The sequence below is a fragment of the Pseudomonas sp. m6p genome (genome assembly GCF_055760375.1).
In genome coordinates this window covers 574,201-590,381 of sequence record NZ_CM147084.1, presented here as the reverse complement: position 1 = coordinate 590,381, position 16,181 = coordinate 574,201, and the positions used below count along the sequence as shown (strand labels likewise).

The following is a 16,181-nucleotide window of genomic DNA, read 5'->3' as shown; positions in this document are numbered from 1 at the left end:
AATGCGTATCAGGTTTTTAGGAGCGTTGTAATGCCTGACATCTATCACTTCTTCCAACAGCTGGTTAATGGCCTGACCATTGGCAGCACGTATGCCCTGATCGCCATCGGCTATACGATGGTCTACGGCATCATTGGAATGATCAACTTCGCCCACGGCGAGGTGTACATGATCGGTTCCTACGTGGCGTTCATCGCCATCGCCGGGCTGGCCATGATGGGAATCGACAACGTCCCGCTGTTGATGACCGCCGCGTTCATCGCGAGCATCGTCGTCACCAGTTCCTACGGTTACAGCATCGAACGGATCGCCTACCGCCCCCTGCGCGGCAGCAACCGTCTGATTCCGCTGATTTCCGCGATCGGTATGTCGATCTTCCTGCAGAACACGGTTCTGCTCGCGCAAGACTCCAAGGACAAATCCATCCCCAACCTGATCCCCGGCAACTTCTCCATCGGGCCAGGTGGCGCACATGAAGTGCTGATTTCCTACATGCAAATCGTGGTGTTCGTGGTGACCCTGGTCGCCATGCTCGGCCTCACGCTGTTCATCTCCCGCTCTCGCCTGGGTCGCGCCTGCCGCGCCTGCGCCGAAGACATCAAGATGGCCAACCTGCTGGGCATCAACACCAACAACATCATCGCCCTGACCTTCGTCATCGGTGCTGCGCTGGCGGCCGTTGCGGCTGTGCTGCTGAGCATGCAGTACGGCGTGATCAACCCCAACGCCGGTTTCCTCGTCGGCCTCAAGGCCTTCACCGCTGCGGTACTCGGCGGGATCGGCAGCATCCCCGGCGCCATGCTCGGCGGGCTGGTGCTCGGGGTGGCGGAAGCCTTTGGCGCCGATATCTTCGGCGACCAGTACAAGGACGTCGTGGCTTTCGGCTTGTTGGTTCTGGTGCTGTTGTTCCGTCCGACCGGCATTCTGGGCCGTCCGGAGGTTGAGAAAGTATGACTAGGAATCTTAAACAGGCACTGTTCAGTGCCTTGCTGGTGTGGGCCGTGGCCTACCCGGTACTCGGTCTGAAACTGACCATTGTCGGCATCAACCTCGAAGTGCACGGCACCAGCCCGGCCATTCTGGCGACCATCGCCGTGTGCTCGGTGCTGATGTTCCTGCGGGTGCTGTTCAACCAGCAGATCAGCAAGGCGTGGAAATCCTCGCCGGGCCTGCCGTTGATCCCGGCCAAAGCCAGCAACTTCCTGACCCTGCCGACCACGCAACGCTACATCATCATTGCGCTGATCCTCGGTGCACTGGTGTGGCCGTTCTTCGGCTCGCGTGGCGCGGTGGACATTGCCACGCTGATCCTGATCTACGTGATGCTCGGCCTCGGCCTGAACATCGTCGTCGGTCTGGCCGGTCTGCTCGATCTGGGTTACGTCGGCTTCTACGCCGTCGGCGCCTACAGCTACGCGCTGCTGTCGCACTACTACGGCCTGAGCTTCTGGATCTGCCTGCCGATTGCCGGCCTGATGGCGGCGACGTTCGGCTTCCTGCTGGGCTTCCCGGTGTTGCGTCTGCGCGGTGACTATCTGGCGATCGTGACCCTGGGCTTCGGCGAGATCATCCGGCTGTTCCTGCGTAACCTGACGGACATCACCGGCGGTCCGAACGGTATCAGCAACATCGAGAAACCGACGTTCTTCGGCCTGACCTTCGAACGCAAAGCGGCGGAAGGCCTGCAAACCTTCCACGAGTATTTCGGCCTCGAATACAACTCGATCAACAAGGTGATTTTCCTGTACCTGGTTGCTCTGTTGCTGGCACTGGCGGCGCTGTTCATCATCAACCGTCTGCTGCGCATGCCGATCGGCCGTGCGTGGGAAGCGCTGCGTGAAGACGAAATCGCCTGCCGCGCACTTGGCCTCAACCCGACCGTGATCAAGCTGTCGGCGTTCACCCTGGGCGCGAGCTTCGCCGGTTTCGCCGGCAGCTTCTTCGCCGCCCGTCAGGGGCTGGTGACACCGGAGTCGTTCACCTTCATCGAGTCGGCGATCATTCTCGCCATCGTTGTGCTGGGTGGCATGGGCTCGCAGCTGGGCGTGATTCTCGCGGCCGTGGTGATGATCCTGTTGCCGGAAATGATGCGTGAATTCAGCGAATACCGGATGTTGATGTTCGGTGCGCTGATGGTGTTGATGATGATCTGGCGTCCACAAGGTCTGCTGCCGATGCAACGCCCACACATGGAGTTGCGAAAATGAGCCGCGAGATCCTGAAAGTCGAAAACCTGAGCATGCGCTTCGGCGGCTTGCTGGCGGTCAATGGCGTGGCCCTGACCGTCAAGGAAAAACAAGTGGTGGCGCTGATCGGGCCGAACGGCGCGGGCAAAACCACCGTGTTCAACTGCCTGACCGGTTTCTACCAGCCATCGGGCGGCAGCATCCTGCTCGACGGCGAGCCCATCCAGGGCCTGCCGGGGCACAAAATCGCCCTCAAGGGCGTGGTGCGCACCTTCCAGAACGTGCGGCTGTTCAAGGACATGACGGCGGTCGAGAACCTGTTGATCGCGCAGCACCGTCACCTGAACACCAACTTCCTGTCCGGTCTGTTCAAGACCCCGGCGTTCCGCAAGAGCGAGCGCGAGGCCATGGAGTACGCCGAATACTGGCTGGAAAAGGTCAACCTGAAAGAGTTCGCCAACCGTACCGCCGGCACCCTGGCCTACGGTCAGCAACGGCGCCTGGAAATCGCCCGCTGCATGATGACCCGTCCGCGGATCCTCATGCTCGACGAACCGGCCGCCGGCCTGAACCCGAAGGAAACCGAAGACCTCAAGGCGCTGATCAGCGTGCTGCGTGAAGAGCACAACGTGACCGTGCTGCTGATCGAACACGACATGAAACTGGTCATGAGCATTTCCGACCACATCGTCGTGATCAACCAGGGCACACCGCTGGCCGATGGCACGCCGGAACAGATCCGCGACAATCCTGAAGTGATCAAAGCCTACCTGGGGGAAGCGTAAATGCTGCAGTTCGAAAACGTTTCCACCTTCTACGGCAAGATCCAGGCCCTGCACAGCGTCAACGTCGAAGTCCGTCAGGGCGAGATCGTGACCCTGATCGGCGCCAACGGTGCCGGCAAGTCCACGCTGCTGATGACGCTCTGCGGTTCACCGCAGGCGCACAGCGGCAGCATCCGCTACATGGGTGAGGAACTGGTCGGCCAGGACTCGTCGCAGATCATGCGCAAGAGCATCGCCGTGGTGCCGGAAGGTCGTCGGGTATTCGCCCGGCTGACCGTCGAAGAAAACCTGTCGATGGGTGGTTTCTTCACCGACAAGGGCGACTATCAGGAGCAGATGGACAAGGTCCTCGGCCTGTTCCCGCGCCTGAAAGAACGCTTCAACCAGCGCGGCGGCACCATGTCCGGCGGCGAACAGCAAATGCTCGCCATCGGCCGCGCGCTGATGAGCAAGCCCAAACTGCTGCTGCTCGACGAGCCGTCGCTGGGCCTGGCACCGATCATCATCCAGCAGATCTTCGACATCATCGAACAACTGCGCAAGGACGGTGTAACGGTGTTCCTGGTCGAGCAGAACGCCAACCAGGCGCTGAAAATCGCTGACCGTGCGTACGTTCTGGAGAACGGCCGCGTGGTCATGCAAGGTACTGGTGAAGCGCTGCTGACCGACCCGAAAGTGCGCGAGGCGTACCTCGGCGGTTGAGGCTTTTCGCTGAACAAAAAAACGGCCTTCGGGCCGTTTTTTTATACCTCACACATCCCCCGTGTAGGAGCTGCCGCAGGCTGCGATCTTTTGACTTTGCCTTTTGCAAGATCAAAAGATCGCAGCCTGCGGCAGCTCCTACAGGGAAGCGCCGTCAGTACGGGTTGCAGTACTGCGCCACCGCCGTCGCCTGATCGACATACGGCCGGGCCGGTTCAAGGTTCCACTCAGGCTTGTTCCTCACCGGTTTGCCGTCGTAGACCGCCGCCAGATGGCAAACCATCTGCCGCCGCAACGACCCGCCATTGACGCTGTACTCGCGCCATTGCGCATCGTCCTTGTGCTTGTTGTACAGCTCGGCAAACATCCGGTCGGTCTGGTCGTCCTTGATTGCCCGCCCGCACGCGGTCGGCACTACCGAGAGCGACCAGGTGTTCGGCCCCAGTTTCGGATCGGGACGCTGCACCCAGGTGCTGGACTCGATGTACTTGTCGCAAAATTTTGGTGCGGCCGGCGTCGAGGTCTGGATGCACGAGAAAGAGGCCTTGGCGACCGGCGTTCTCGGGAAGTCGATCTTGATGATGTTGCGATCCTTGCCGGTCTTGGCCTTGTAGTCCTTTTGATTGGCCAACGCATCGTTCAGACCGCGCTGATCGCTGTAGAAGAACGCCAGAATCGGCAGCTCATCGGTTTTCGGGTTACCCAGACGCAGCTCGGTCTGAGTCTGAAACTCGCGGCTGTTGATGACTTTGCGCGCGCCCATGAAATTGCGAAAGGCGTCGACCCGCTCCTTGCTGCTCATCGGATTGCGCATGTTGAAGCCGCACTGCAACTGGTCCTGCTGGCGATTGTTGTTGTACTGGGTGAAGTGCGCGACCCAGGCATTCGGCGTGGTGATCGGTGGTTTCATGGCCTGACAGACTGCTTCGGTCGGGGCGGTGTTCTTGTTGTCGCCACAGCCACGGTCGTTGCGAAAGTCGGTCCAGGCATCGTTGGGAAACGCGCAATAGACATGCACCGGCGTCTCGGGGTCTTTCACCAGATCCCGTGGCGTAATCAGGTAGCCGTTCTGCGTGCTCATGCCGGGGTCTTCATAACTGATGCCGTCGGCGCGCATGAACGAGGCGGCAAACGTGCCCAGCTCCACGGCTTTCGGGCTGGGGTTCCAGACGTCCCACTTTTGCCCCTTGGCCGGATCGGCGCGGTGCGTGCCGCGCACCAGCAGCCCCGAGCAGTCCGATGCGGGGTCCTGCCCGCAACTGTCGACGGTATTGTTATAGAGCTTTTCCACCTTCCTCAGCGTCTCGTCGCATGACTCGGCACTGGCCCATGCCGCATGCACCAACAGCGGCAATACGAGCAACGGGGCGATCCTGTTCAAACGTTTCTTCATGGCTTGCATCTCCTTGATTAGCCAACACACTCAACGCGGGACCGGGTTGCAACCCGCGGCGCGAGTCTCGCTGTCCGACAACGCCGGCCTGAACGGTTCCAGATTCCATGGCGTCTTGTTGCGGTAATTGACCAGCACGCAGCGCAGTTGCTGACGCATGCTGCCAGCGGACTTTTCGTTGTCGCGCCAGTTGCTGTCCGGCCCCTTGAGGGCGAACAACTGATCGTACAGAGCGCCGACCTGCTCACCGGGCAAGGCGCGCCCCGCCGCGGTGGGCACGATGCTCAGGCTCCATTCATCCTTGCGGGTGCCGGGGTCGTAACGTTTGATCCAGTCGGCGGAGGCGATGTATTGCGGCACCGGGGCCCCACCCACCACCATTTCGGCGATCGCCTGATCGGCAGCGACATAGCTGAAACGCTGTTCGGCTGGCTTGGTGAAGTCCAGACGCAGGATCGGCACGCTGTAGCCCTGGGCCTGGAGTTTTTTCTGGAAATTGCGCGCGCTGTTCAGACCGTTCTCCGGTTTCGGCGGCGCCTGATCACCGCGGGTCGCAAAATTCTGCGTGCTGTTGACGTTGTAGATGAAGGCATCGATGTACTTCATGTTTTCGCTGCCATCGTTGCTCGCGGTGGCGTTCTTCAACATGAACTCGTTGACCTGGGCACTGAAGGCAAAGGGGTCCTTGTTGGTGGTGTTCGGGCGCGACTCATGCACGCGGATCATCGCGTGCCAGTCGCTGGGTTTTTCCGCGTTCCAAGAACACTGGCTGTACTGGATCGGCCCCTTCATCAGCCCGGTGTATTTCTGCGTCCACTGCTCGGCGGTGGTGACACCCGCCTCGGCACAAGTGCCGTAGGCCAGTGCGGCATTGCGGTTGTTCAGCGTGCCTTGCGCCGCACGCGGCGGTTCGCGGCTGTCGAAGAAGCCGCAGCCATACCACTTGCGCTCCGGCCCGGTACCGCCATCAAACGCATAGATGCAGGTGAAGCCCTGCTCCTTGACCGGCAGCTTCAGCGCCGCTGCATCGGTGGGTGTGCGCAGGATGAAACCGGCCGGGTGAATGAGAATGCGCGTACTCAGATCCTTGCGAATCCACGAGTAGGACGTCGCGCCGATCTTGATTGCATAAGGGCTGTAATCCCACGGATTGAAGGGCCCGTCATTGACCATGCGCAGGGTCACGCCGCTGCAGTAATACAGCCCGCGCGCGGCGCCGGTATCGGGTTCCTGGCAAGCGTCCTTGAGGGTGTTGTAGTTGCTGTTGATGCGCTTGAGCGTGTCCAGCGGATCAACCTGCGTCTGGGCGCAAGCCGTGCCGAACAGCAGGGGCAGCGTGCAGGCGAGCGTAAAAGATGAAGTCGTGCGCAATAGCGCAGCGCGGACTGATCGATCCTTCGTCATGAGATACCGTCCTGGTAAATCGGCCTGTGACAGGGGCCGTTGCAATGACTATAGACGCGCAACCACAGAAATCCCCTGTAGGAGCTGCCGCAGGCTGCGATCTTTTGATCTGGCTTCTGGTTTTAAAATCAAAGTCAAAAGATCGCAGCCTGCGGCAGCTCCTACAGGGTTTTGCATTTTTTTCTGAAAAATTTCGGTGGCGCTGTAACGCATCGCCATGGGCGTTCTCTAGTGGGGTAAGCAAGCGCACTTCGCTTGTAAAACCCAAGCTCAAATCTGGAGAAACATCATGACTGCTACCACTCGTACCCTGTCCGCCGCTGCACTGGTTCTGGCTCTTGGTTCCGCCCTGAGCATGACTGCCGTTTCCAGCGCCAATGCCGCCGACAACAGCAACATGGAAAAATGCTTCGGTGTGGCCATGAAGGGTCACAACGATTGCGCCGCGGGCGCAGGCACCACATGTGCCGGCACCGCGAAAATGGATTACCAGGCCAACTCCTGGAAGTTCGTGCCAAAAGGCACCTGCACCACCACCGAGAGCAAAACCTCGCCGACCGGCTTCGGTCAGATGGAAGCCTTCAAAGCCAAGTCCTGATCCACGACCTGCCCGAGTGACGCTCATGTTCACCCTCAACGAACCTGTCCCACCGCGCACTCGGGCAGTCCTCTGCGGGCTCCCGCCCCGCGCGGGGCTGGGACTCAAGACCGGGCACTTTCGTGAAGTGCTCGGCACCCAACCGGACATCGGTTTCTTTGAAGTCCACGCCGAAAACTACATGGTCGACGGCGGTCCGTTTCATCATTTTCTCGGGTTGATCCGCGAGCAGTATCCGCTGTCGCTGCACGGCGTCGGGCTGTCGATCGGGGCCGAAGGGCCACTGGATCTGCAACACCTGCAACGCCTGCAAACACTGATCGAGCGTTATCAACCGCAAGCCTTTTCCGAACACCTGGCCTGGTCGAGCCACGGCCCGGTGTTCCTCAATGACCTGCTGCCGCTGGCGTATGACACGCCGACGCTTGACCGCGTCTGCGCGCATATCGACCAAGTGCAGAACACCCTCAAGCGCCCGATGCTGCTGGAAAACCCAGCGACCTATCTTGGCTTCGAGCGCTCGACCATCGACGAGCCGGCGTTCATCACCGAGGTGATCCGCCGCAGCGGTTGCGGTCTGCTGCTTGACGTCAACAACGTCTACGTCTCGTGCATTAACCATCAACGCGATCCACTGACCTACCTCGACGCACTGCCTTTGCACGCGGTTGGCGAGATTCATCTGGCCGGGTTCGCCGAAGACGCCGACAGCCTCGGCGACCGCTTGCTGATCGATGATCACGGCGCGCCGGTTGATGATGCCGTCTGGGCGTTATACCGACAGGCACTCGAACGTGTTGGCCCGGTGGCAACCTTGATCGAACGGGACAATCACCTCCCGACGTTCAACGTGCTGCTGGCCGAGGCACAGCAGGCCGAAGCGTTGCTGCGGCGCTCAAGGAGTCAGCCATGAACACTCAAGCCGACTTCAGCGCCGCCCTGCTCGACACTCGCCTGCCCTGCCCCGCCGGCCTGTTCAGCGCCAACGGTGCCGATCCTGCCAGCCGATTCCTGGTGTATCGCAATAACGTGCAAGGCTCGTTGATCAACGCGCTGGCCGACAGTTATCCGGTGGTGCAGCAGTTGGTCGGCGAGGAATTCTTCCGTAGCATGGCCGGCATATTCATCCAGCAGCAGCCGCCGCACAGTCCGTTGATGAGCCGTTACGGCGACGGTCTGGCGGACTTCATTGACGCATTCGAACCGGCGGCCGAGGTGCCGTATCTGGCCGATGTCGCACGGCTCGAACGCTTGCGCACCCGCGCTTATCACGCCGCCGATGCCGCGACGGTCAGTGCGCAACAGATCAGCGCTGCACTGGCCGATCCACAAACACTGGCCGAACTGCACATCGCCCTGCACCCCTCGCTGCACCTGCTCGACTCCGCCTACGCAGTGGTTTCGATCTGGGCCGCGCATCAGCAAGACACCACACTGGCGGATATCGATATCCATCAAGGGCAACACGCACTGGTGCTGCGCAACGGTCTGGAGGTCGAGGTCTTTGCCCTCGATCACGGCGCCAGCGTATTCATCCGCCATCTGCTCCATCACCGACCGCTGCTGCAAGCGGCGCAAGACAGCCCGCCCTTCGATCTGCCGCAGACCCTCGCCCTGCTGATCGGCCACCATGCCATCACCGACCTGAACAACAAGGTATCGCCATGAACAACCTCATCACTCGCGCCATCGGGCTAATGGAAAAGATTCCCCACAGCCTGATCGCCTTCATCGCCCGGTTCTCGATTGCCGCGGTGTTCTGGAAGTCCGGGCAGACCAAGGTCGAGGGACTGGCCATCGACTTGGTCGACGGCACCTTTCAACTCGGCTGGCCACGCTTGGCGGACTCGACAATTCCGTTGTTCCAGAGCGAATACACTGTGCCGCTGCTGTCACCGGAAATCGCCGCGCACATGGCAGCGTTCGCCGAACACTTCTTTCCAGTGCTGATATTAATTGGCTTCGCCACGAGGTTTTCGGCGCTGGCGCTACTGGGCATGACGCTGGTCATCGAGGTGTTTGTCTACCCCGATGCCTACCCGACCCATGGCACCTGGGCGGCGGTGTTGCTGTACCTGATGGCGACCGGGCCGGGGAAATTGTCGATCGATCACATGATCGCCAGGTACTACAAACGCTGATGTCTGATGTCTCTGATGTCTCTGTAGGAGCTGCCGAAGGCTGCGATCTTTTGACCTTAAAAATCAAAAGATCGCAGCCTTCGGCAGCTCCAGAGGTATCACAGGTATCACGGGTATCACGGGTATCACGGGCATCGTGGTCAATGCGCCAGGCGATCCAGCGCCTCGCCGCTGCGTTTGAACCAGCCAATCAGATAATCCGCCAGCACCTGCGTGCGTTTGGGCAACCCACCTTGGTACGGGTGCACCAGATACATCGGCATCCGGCGCGTCTGAAAATCGCGCAGCAGCCAGCGCAACCGGCCGTCAGCCAGTTCCGTTTGCAGCAGATACGACGGCAACCGTGCGATACCGGCGCCGGCCAGGGCGGCTTTCTTCAGCAGGTTGTAATGGTTGCTGGCGAACGGCCCCGACACCCGCACCCGGAGCAATTCGTGCTGTTGGTGATACAGCCATTCTTCACGGCCACTGTAATGACTGTTGAGCAGGCAGCGGTGTTCGGCCAGCTCCTGCGGGGTCAGCGGTTCGCCGAATTGTTCAAGGTATATCGGGCTGGCGCAGGTCAACTCCTGCCACGCCAGCAGGGGCTTGGCCACCAGCCGCTCGTCATTGGCCACCTCGGAGCGAATCGCCAGATCGAAGCCATCCCGGGACAGGTCGCGATAGTGGTTGTTCAGCTCCAGCTCGATCTGCACCTCGGGGTATTGCTGCGAGAACTCCAGCAGCAAGCCGTCAAAAAACGTTTCCCCCAGCGATACTGGCACCGTCATCCGCACCGGACCGGCCATGTCGTCTTTCAAACGCGCCAACGCCTGACGTGCCCGCTCCACTTGCACCACCAGCGCCTGGGCTTGCGGCAACAATGCGGCGCCCGCCGCTGTCAGGGTCAAGCGGCGCGTGGTGCGTTGCAGCAACACCACGGAAAACTGTGCTTCCAGCTGACTGATGCGTTTGGACAACTGGCCCTTGCTGCAACCCAGTTGCTGTGCCGCCAAGGTAAAACTGCCGGCCTCGATCAACACCGCGAACGCCGCCAGATCATCCATTTCGCTCATGGATTGTTTCCATTTGAAAACCAAAGGTTGCCTATTAGTGCGCTTATCCGCGGAAAAAACCACTCTAGACTGAAACCTCGTTCAACCCATTGAGGAACAGTCCCATGAAGATTCTGTTGATCGGTGCCGCCGGCACCATCGGTTCGGCCGTGGATAAAGAGCTGAGCCAGCGTCACGAAGTGATCCGCATTGGTCGCAGCAGCGGCGACTTCCAGGTGGACATCAGCGACAGCGCATCGATTCGCAAACTGTTCGAGCAAACCGGCAAGTTCGACGCGCTGATCTGCGCCGCCGGCAACGTAACCTTCGCCCCACTCGGCGAGATGAACGCTGACAGCTTTGCACTGGGCCTGAAAGACAAACTGATGGGCCAGGTCAACCTGCTGCTGATCGGCCGCGAATACGCCAACGACGGCGCCTCGTTCACCTTCACCAGCGGCGTGCTCAGCCACGACCCGATCCGTACCGGCGCCTCGGCGGCATTGGTCAACGGCGCACTGGACAGCTTCGTCAAAGCCGCCGCCATCGAGTTGCCGCGTGGCCTGCGCATCAACTCCATCAGCCCCACCGTGCTGCTGGAAGCCATGGGCAGCTACGCTCCGTACTTCCGTGGCTATAAGCCGGTTCCGGCAGCCGATGTGGCGCTGGCCTACGCGAAAAGTGTCGAAGGCCTGCAAACCGGTCAGACCTTTCACGTGGGCTAAACCCTTGTGATCAACGGTCAGCCTGCGTAACGTGGCGGCACTTGTCTGGAGAGCCGAAGATGCGTGTTGCCCGTTCGTTGATCGTTGTTGCCCTGCTGCCATTGTTCGCCGCCTGCCAGTTGCTCGACGGCCCGCGTGAAAGCGCGTCCCACGTCGGGCAATCCCGGATGCAGGGGCAATTGACGGCGGCCGACGGCAAACTGGTGTTCCAGCCCTGTGGCGAACAGCGTCAGTACGTGGTCAATGACATCGGCGGCACCAGCGTGCTGCAAGAGGCTGCGACCCTCGCCGATCAGCAGGGCAAGCTGTTTGCCGATGTACGCGGGAAGATCGCCGGCGACCGCCTCGACCTCGGTCAGTTGTATCGCGTCGAGCGTTCCGGCACCGCGTGCGATGACCCGAATTTCAAACTGTTGATCCTGCGCGCCGCCGGCCACGGTCCCGAGTGGAACGTCAAAGTCAGTGGCAAGGGCATGGTCATCGACCGTGAAGGCCAACCGGCGCTGGCCGTGCCGTATGTCGAAGAACAACTGGGCGACGGCCGCTTCAACCTCAGCAGCGAAGCCAACAACCAGCGCATCGAGTTGTGGGTCGCGCCGCAACGCTGCGTCGACAGCAGCACCGGCAGCGTGCAGCACATGAGCGCCGAGTTGCGCATCGACGGCAAGGTCGAGCGTGGTTGCGGGTATTTCGGCGGATCGCGCAACGACTGAGCGTTTTAGCCTCACCGGATCCGGCCTTTGCGGCTTATAATCGCGGCCTTCAAACGCCCTGGCGCCGTTGTGCGCCCCGCGAATCCGGATCCTCGCCATGTTACGAATCACCGAACTCAAGCTGCCAATCGACCATCCCGAAGAAGACCTGCGTGCCGCCATCGTGCAGCGCCTGGGCATCGCCAGCGATGACTTGCTCGATTTCACCTTGTTCAAGCGCAGCTACGACGCGCGCAAAAAGTCTTCCGAACTGTGCTTCATCTACACCATCGACCTCACCGTGCGCGACGAGGCCAAGGTGCTCGGCAAGTTCGCCGACGACCGTAACGTCAACGTGGCGCCGGATGTCAGCTACAAATTCGTCGGTCAGGCGCCGAGCGACCTGAGCCAGCGCCCGATCGTGGTCGGTTTCGGCCCGTGCGGGATTTTCGCCGGCCTGTTGCTGGCACAGATGGGCTTCAAGCCGATCATCCTCGAACGTGGCACTGAAGTCCGCCAGCGCACCAAGGACACCTGGGGTCTGTGGCGTAAAAGTGTGCTCAACCCCGAGTCCAACGTGCAGTTCGGCGAAGGCGGCGCGGGCACGTTCTCCGACGGCAAGCTGTACAGCCAGATCAAGGACCCGAAGTTCCTCGGCCGCAAAGTCCTGCACGAATTCGTCAAGGCCGGCGCGCCGGAAGAAATTCTCTATGTCAGCAAACCGCACATCGGTACCTTCCGTCTGACCGGCATGGTCGAGACCATGCGTGAAGAGATCCGCGCCCTGGGCGGCGAAGTACGCTTTCAGGAGCGCGTCACCGATGTGCTGATCGAAGACGGCCAACTGGTCGGCGTCGAGCTGGCGAGCGGTGAAACCCTGCATTCGAAACACGTAATCCTGGCCCTCGGCCACAGTGCCCGCGACACCTTCCGCATGCTCCACAGCCGTGGCGTGTTCATGGAAGCCAAGCCGTTCTCGGTGGGCTTCCGCATCGAACACCCGCAGTCGCTGATCGACCGTGCGCGGCTGGGCAAGTACGCCGGCCACCCGAAGCTGGGCGCTGCCGATTACAAACTGGTGCACCACGCCAAGAACGGCCGTTCGGTCTACAGCTTCTGCATGTGCCCGGGCGGCACCGTGGTCGCGGCGACGTCCGAGCCGAACCGCGTGGTCACCAACGGCATGAGCCAGTACTCGCGTAACGAGCGCAACGCCAACTCCGGGATCGTCGTCGGCATCACCCCGGAGGTCGATTACCCGGGCGGCCCGCTGGCCGGTATCGAGTTGCAGGAGCGTCTGGAGTCCCACGCGTTCATCCTCGGCGGCAGCGATTACAAGGCCCCCGCGCAACTGGTCGGCGACTTCATCAACGGCACCCCGTCCACCGAACTGGGCGAAGTCGAGCCGTCGTACAAACCGGGCGTGGCCCTGGGCGACCTGGCCCTGGCGCTGCCGGACTTTGCCATCGAAGCGATTCGTGAAGCGTTGCCGGCGTTCGAGAAGCAGATTCGTGGCTACTCGCTGCACGATGCCGTACTGACCGGCATCGAAACCCGCACCTCGTCGCCGCTGCGCATCACGCGTAACGAGTCGCTGCAGAGCATGAACGTCAAAGGTCTGTTCCCGGCCGGTGAAGGCGCGGGTTATGCGGGCGGGATTCTGTCGGCGGGTGTGGACGGGATTCGGATTGCCGAGGCCGTGGCGCGGGATATCCTCGGTCTGGAAGCCTGATCAGCCAAATCTGCAAAACGCGCAATCCTGTGGGAGCTGGCTTGCCAGCGATGACGGACTCAGATTCGACATTGATGTTGACTGACAATCCGCTATCGCTGGCAAGCCAGCTCCCACAATGGTTTTTGGTGTATCAGATATTCGCGCGCAGTACTGTGGTTGGCAGCGGCTCACCGCGTTCGGCACTCGCCGCCACCGCTGCAATCAATCCCTCCAGCTCATAGCCCTGCGCCTTCAGCCAGTCCTGATCGTAATAGGTATCGGCATAGCGCTCGCCGCCATCGCACAGAATCGCCACGATCGACCCCGACTCCCCCGCCGCTTTCATCTGCTGCGCCGCCATCAGCGCGCCGATCAGGTTGGTGCCGCTCGACCCGCCGACATGCCGTCCCAGACGCTGCGCCAGATAATGCATGGCCGCCAGCGACAAGGCGTCCGGCACCTTGACCATCGCATCGATCACCTGCGGCAGGAACGACGCCTCAACCCGGGGCCGACCGATGCCTTCGATCCGCGAACCGCAGTCCAGGCGCAGGCTCGCGTCGCCCGTCTGGTAGTAATCGAAGAACACCGAACGCTCGGCATCGGCGCACAACACCCGGGTGCAATGCTGGCGATAACGCACGTAGCGGCCGAGAGTCGCGGTGGTGCCGCCGGTGCCGGGGCTGGAAATCAGCCAGCTCGGTTCCGGATGTTTCTCGAAACGCATCTGCTGGAAGATCGACTCGGCGATGTTGTTGTTCGCCCGCCAGTCGGTGGCCCGCTCGGCGTAGGTGAACTGGTCGATGAAGTGGCCGCCATGCTCGCGAGCCAGACGTTCGGACTCGGCGTAAATCTGCGTCGGATCCTGAACCAGATGGCTCTGGCCACCGTAGAAGGCAATCTGCGCAATCTTTTCTTTCGAAGTGGTCGCCGGCATCACCGCAATGAACGGCAAGCCAAGCATGCGCGCGAAATACGCTTCGGAAATCGCCGTCGAACCGCTGGACGCCTCGATCACCGGCGCGCCGGGCTTGAGCCAGCCGTTACACAACGCATACAGAAACAGCGAGCGCGCCAGGCGATGCTTGAGGCTGCCGGTGGGATGGCTCGACTCGTCTTTGAAGTACAACTCGATGCCTGCGAAGCCCGGCAGCGGCAAAGGGATCAGGTGGGTGTCGGCGCTGCGCTGGAAGTCCGCTTCGATGATGCGGATCGCTTCACGGGCCCACTGTCGGGTGTCGCTCATGGTCATGTTCTCGTTGATTCAGGCAGGAATTGCCTCGTCACAGGCTCAGCTATCAAGCATAGGAAAAAACCTGCAGGCCTCACAGATACAGCTGAGGCTCAATTCATCCACCAACTGCCAGGTTCTGTGCAAATGGGTATCAGGCTTTTGCAGTAACGACGCAGAACCTTTCCTCCCGTTCTCTGCGCTGAAGCGGCCTGCTCGAATCCCTGCCTGACAAATAGCGAACAATCCGCACTTAATCAAAGATCCGTCCTACAGCCAGCATTTGTCCGCTTCGTTAACGTCGCACAGCCCTTTCGAAGGGTTGTCGATGGATGAACGAAAGGACGCTAAGTGGCTCGCAACAAGGACATTCCCCGGGTTCCCAACCCACCGGCGGGCGACGGACATCACGTCACCTGGCGTTACATGACAGCCACCGAATTGGCCGAGCGCGAAGCCCGGCAAAACGCTTACGACGCCATGCTGGCGCGGCAGGAGGCCTTCGAGCGCAGCCACGAGGTAGCGGCCCAAAAGCCGGATCCGGTGCGTGCCGGATGCGTGTTCGCCAAGTCCTGCAAATTGCCGGACGCGATCATCGACTACGCGAATCCTTCGGGGATGGTGCCGACCGACAGCCTCAAGGATTACGGCGAGCTGATCCTGCTGGGTGCACGCGAAAGCGATGAGAACGGCGGCATTGCCCTGAAGAAAATCGGCGCCGCAGCCATTCCCGCCGGGCTCGGCAATTTCGCCCTGGCCGGCGCCGCCTTTGAGGCGCTACCCGCCATCGCCGCCGGAACGGCCACCGCCACCCTGGCAGGACTGGTGGCGCTGCTCATGCCTTCCAGCCTCGGCGACAGCGCACTCTATAGCGACGAGCAACTGCGCAGCCTCAAACAGGCCCGTACCCGCGTGCGCCTGCGCGTCGAACAACAGGCCGACGGCAGCCTCAGGGGCTACGGCTTCTATACCGGCAGGAATCGCGATTGGGAAATGGTCGATGTCGTGCAGTTCAGCACGCGTGGTAGTCAATTCATTGCGAACCTTGGTGAAGGCGTCGAATTGATCTGGACACCGGCGGTGGATGGTTCTGACATTCTCGGCATCCCGGCACTGGAGGCCGCCCCGCAAGCACCGCACATCTGGGTTTATCCGCCGACGAAAGCGGCGGACGGGATTCTGGTGAATCCGGTTTATCCGCCGGAGTATCGGGATTTCATTCTGGTGTTTCCGGCGGATTCGGGGGTTAAGCCGGTTTACATTGTTTTGAATGTACGTCGCCACGGTACAGCCGAGGCCGGCCATATCTACCACCCTGCCCCCGAAACAAGCGAAATCACTGCATTTCCAGGTTTAAGAAGAGCAAAAAAGAAAACGCCGTACGCGGGTGGTCTTCGAGATCGCTGGACAGATGCGAAGGGCAGGACAATATATGAATGGGACTTTCTTCACGGTGAACTTGAAACATACCGGGCAAGTGACGGTACGCACTTGGGATCGTTCGACCATAGAACCGGTAAGCAATTAGATCCACCGAAAAAGAAGAAACGCAGTATCAAAAAATATCTATGAGGGT

Annotated in this window: 17 protein-coding genes; 12 read left to right on the top strand and 5 right to left on the bottom strand. The window is 60.8% G+C overall.

The window, feature by feature from the left end; translation table 11 throughout:
• The first annotated feature begins 30 nt into the window (after positions 1 to 30).
• From livH to ACYZUM_RS02730, 4 genes are read left to right on the top strand one after another with little or no spacing between them, the layout of a single operon-like run.
• On the top strand, positions 31 to 954 hold the full coding sequence (gene livH / locus ACYZUM_RS02745) for a high-affinity branched-chain amino acid ABC transporter permease LivH (RefSeq protein ID WP_027614381.1): 924 nt from the start codon (positions 31 to 33) through the stop codon (positions 952 to 954).
• Positions 951 to 2,207, top strand: a complete 1,257-nt coding sequence (locus ACYZUM_RS02740) for a high-affinity branched-chain amino acid ABC transporter permease LivM (RefSeq protein ID WP_041070567.1) — start codon at positions 951 to 953, stop codon at positions 2,205 to 2,207. Before livH ends, ACYZUM_RS02740 begins: the two co-directional genes overlap by 4 nt.
• A complete protein-coding gene (gene livG / locus ACYZUM_RS02735) occupies positions 2,204 to 2,971 on the top strand; it encodes a high-affinity branched-chain amino acid ABC transporter ATP-binding protein LivG (protein WP_007969480.1) in 768 nt (255 codons plus the stop codon). Before ACYZUM_RS02740 ends, livG begins: the two co-directional genes overlap by 4 nt.
• Positions 2,972 to 3,673, top strand: a complete 702-nt coding sequence (locus ACYZUM_RS02730; RefSeq protein WP_003222380.1) for an ABC transporter ATP-binding protein — start codon at positions 2,972 to 2,974, stop codon at positions 3,671 to 3,673.
• Between the two features lie 154 nt (positions 3,674 to 3,827).
• On the opposite strand, the gene ACYZUM_RS02725 is transcribed toward ACYZUM_RS02730, so the two are convergent.
• From ACYZUM_RS02725 to ACYZUM_RS02715, 3 genes are read right to left on the bottom strand one after another with little or no spacing between them, the layout of a single operon-like run.
• Positions 3,828 to 5,066: a DUF2599 domain-containing protein gene (locus ACYZUM_RS02725; protein WP_108181898.1), complete on the bottom strand. Its 1,239-nt coding sequence runs from the start codon at positions 5,064 to 5,066 to the stop codon at positions 3,828 to 3,830.
• 30 nt (positions 5,067 to 5,096) lie between these two features.
• Positions 5,097 to 6,470 carry a DUF2599 domain-containing protein gene (locus tag ACYZUM_RS02720; RefSeq protein ID WP_108181897.1) on the bottom strand — a complete coding sequence of 458 codons (1,374 nt, stop codon included), beginning with the start codon at positions 6,468 to 6,470 and terminating at the stop codon, positions 5,097 to 5,099.
• A 48-nt stretch (positions 6,471 to 6,518) separates the two neighbouring features.
• Complete coding sequence (locus tag ACYZUM_RS02715) at positions 6,519 to 6,689, bottom strand: hypothetical protein (protein ID WP_262947960.1); 171 nt, start codon at positions 6,687 to 6,689, stop codon at positions 6,519 to 6,521.
• Positions 6,690 to 6,759: 70 nt separating this feature from the next.
• Here ACYZUM_RS02715 and ACYZUM_RS02710 point away from each other — a divergent pair, with 70 nt between their 5' ends.
• Genes ACYZUM_RS02710 through ACYZUM_RS02695 form a run of 4 tightly spaced genes read left to right on the top strand, consistent with a single transcriptional unit; the run spans position 6,760 to position 9,209 of the window.
• Positions 6,760 to 7,068 carry a BufA1 family periplasmic bufferin-type metallophore gene (locus tag ACYZUM_RS02710; protein ID WP_007969475.1) on the top strand — a complete coding sequence of 103 codons (309 nt, stop codon included), beginning with the start codon at positions 6,760 to 6,762 and terminating at the stop codon, positions 7,066 to 7,068.
• A gap of 25 nt (positions 7,069 to 7,093) precedes the next feature.
• Entirely contained in the window at positions 7,094 to 7,981 is an 888-nt protein-coding gene (gene bufB / locus ACYZUM_RS02705; protein WP_108181896.1) for an MNIO family bufferin maturase, read from the top strand.
• Positions 7,978 to 8,736 (top strand): HvfC/BufC N-terminal domain-containing protein, encoded by a 759-nt coding sequence (locus tag ACYZUM_RS02700; protein WP_108181895.1) that lies wholly within the window; start codon positions 7,978 to 7,980, stop codon positions 8,734 to 8,736. Before bufB ends, ACYZUM_RS02700 begins: the two co-directional genes overlap by 4 nt.
• Entirely contained in the window at positions 8,733 to 9,209 is a 477-nt protein-coding gene (locus tag ACYZUM_RS02695; RefSeq protein WP_108181894.1) for a DoxX family protein, read from the top strand. Before ACYZUM_RS02700 ends, ACYZUM_RS02695 begins: the two co-directional genes overlap by 4 nt.
• Before the next feature lie 140 nt (positions 9,210 to 9,349).
• Here ACYZUM_RS02695 and ACYZUM_RS02690 read toward each other — a convergent pair whose 3' ends face one another.
• Positions 9,350 to 10,264: a LysR family transcriptional regulator gene (locus ACYZUM_RS02690; RefSeq protein ID WP_108181893.1), complete on the bottom strand. Its 915-nt coding sequence runs from the start codon at positions 10,262 to 10,264 to the stop codon at positions 9,350 to 9,352.
• Between the two features lie 104 nt (positions 10,265 to 10,368).
• On the opposite strand from ACYZUM_RS02690, the gene ACYZUM_RS02685 reads away from it, so the two are divergent.
• The 3 genes from ACYZUM_RS02685 (at position 10,369) to ACYZUM_RS02675 (ending at position 13,392) form a co-directional block, all read left to right on the top strand.
• Complete coding sequence (locus ACYZUM_RS02685; RefSeq protein WP_108181892.1) at positions 10,369 to 10,968, top strand: short chain dehydrogenase; 600 nt, start codon at positions 10,369 to 10,371, stop codon at positions 10,966 to 10,968.
• Between the two features lie 59 nt (positions 10,969 to 11,027).
• Positions 11,028 to 11,681 carry a COG3650 family protein gene (locus ACYZUM_RS02680; protein WP_103485731.1) on the top strand — a complete coding sequence of 218 codons (654 nt, stop codon included), beginning with the start codon at positions 11,028 to 11,030 and terminating at the stop codon, positions 11,679 to 11,681.
• Between the two features lie 97 nt (positions 11,682 to 11,778).
• Entirely contained in the window at positions 11,779 to 13,392 is a 1,614-nt protein-coding gene (locus tag ACYZUM_RS02675; RefSeq protein ID WP_095667341.1) for an NAD(P)/FAD-dependent oxidoreductase, read from the top strand.
• 133 nt (positions 13,393 to 13,525) lie between these two features.
• Here ACYZUM_RS02675 and ACYZUM_RS02670 read toward each other — a convergent pair whose 3' ends face one another.
• Positions 13,526 to 14,620 (bottom strand): PLP-dependent cysteine synthase family protein, encoded by a 1,095-nt coding sequence (locus ACYZUM_RS02670; protein ID WP_108181891.1) that lies wholly within the window; start codon positions 14,618 to 14,620, stop codon positions 13,526 to 13,528.
• A gap of 336 nt (positions 14,621 to 14,956) precedes the next feature.
• Here ACYZUM_RS02670 and ACYZUM_RS02665 point away from each other — a divergent pair, with 336 nt between their 5' ends.
• Positions 14,957 to 16,177: an S-type pyocin domain-containing protein gene (locus ACYZUM_RS02665; RefSeq protein ID WP_108181890.1), complete on the top strand. Its 1,221-nt coding sequence runs from the start codon at positions 14,957 to 14,959 to the stop codon at positions 16,175 to 16,177.
• Positions 16,178 to 16,181: the final 4 nt, after the last annotated feature.

Excerpts from the sequence above, each read along its gene's own strand:
- livH (WP_027614381.1), top strand. The coding sequence starts at position 31 with ATGCCTGACATCTATCACTTCTTCCAACAGCTGGTTAATGGCCTGACC.
- ACYZUM_RS02740 (WP_041070567.1), top strand. The coding sequence starts at position 951 with ATGACTAGGAATCTTAAACAGGCACTGTTCAGTGCCTTGCTGGTGTGG.
- livG (WP_007969480.1), top strand. The coding sequence starts at position 2,204 with ATGAGCCGCGAGATCCTGAAAGTCGAAAACCTGAGCATGCGCTTCGGC.
- ACYZUM_RS02730 (WP_003222380.1), top strand. The coding sequence starts at position 2,972 with ATGCTGCAGTTCGAAAACGTTTCCACCTTCTACGGCAAGATCCAGGCC.
- ACYZUM_RS02725 (WP_108181898.1), bottom strand. The coding sequence starts at position 5,066 with ATGAAGAAACGTTTGAACAGGATCGCCCCGTTGCTCGTATTGCCGCTG.
- ACYZUM_RS02720 (WP_108181897.1), bottom strand. The coding sequence starts at position 6,470 with ATGACGAAGGATCGATCAGTCCGCGCTGCGCTATTGCGCACGACTTCA.
- ACYZUM_RS02715 (WP_262947960.1), bottom strand. The coding sequence starts at position 6,689 with ATGGCGATGCGTTACAGCGCCACCGAAATTTTTCAGAAAAAAATGCAA.
- ACYZUM_RS02710 (WP_007969475.1), top strand. The coding sequence starts at position 6,760 with ATGACTGCTACCACTCGTACCCTGTCCGCCGCTGCACTGGTTCTGGCT.
- bufB (WP_108181896.1), top strand. The coding sequence starts at position 7,094 with ATGTTCACCCTCAACGAACCTGTCCCACCGCGCACTCGGGCAGTCCTC.
- ACYZUM_RS02700 (WP_108181895.1), top strand. The coding sequence starts at position 7,978 with ATGAACACTCAAGCCGACTTCAGCGCCGCCCTGCTCGACACTCGCCTG.
- ACYZUM_RS02695 (WP_108181894.1), top strand. The coding sequence starts at position 8,733 with ATGAACAACCTCATCACTCGCGCCATCGGGCTAATGGAAAAGATTCCC.
- ACYZUM_RS02690 (WP_108181893.1), bottom strand. The coding sequence starts at position 10,264 with ATGAGCGAAATGGATGATCTGGCGGCGTTCGCGGTGTTGATCGAGGCC.
- ACYZUM_RS02685 (WP_108181892.1), top strand. The coding sequence starts at position 10,369 with ATGAAGATTCTGTTGATCGGTGCCGCCGGCACCATCGGTTCGGCCGTG.
- ACYZUM_RS02680 (WP_103485731.1), top strand. The coding sequence starts at position 11,028 with ATGCGTGTTGCCCGTTCGTTGATCGTTGTTGCCCTGCTGCCATTGTTC.
- ACYZUM_RS02675 (WP_095667341.1), top strand. The coding sequence starts at position 11,779 with ATGTTACGAATCACCGAACTCAAGCTGCCAATCGACCATCCCGAAGAA.
- ACYZUM_RS02670 (WP_108181891.1), bottom strand. The coding sequence starts at position 14,620 with ATGAGCGACACCCGACAGTGGGCCCGTGAAGCGATCCGCATCATCGAA.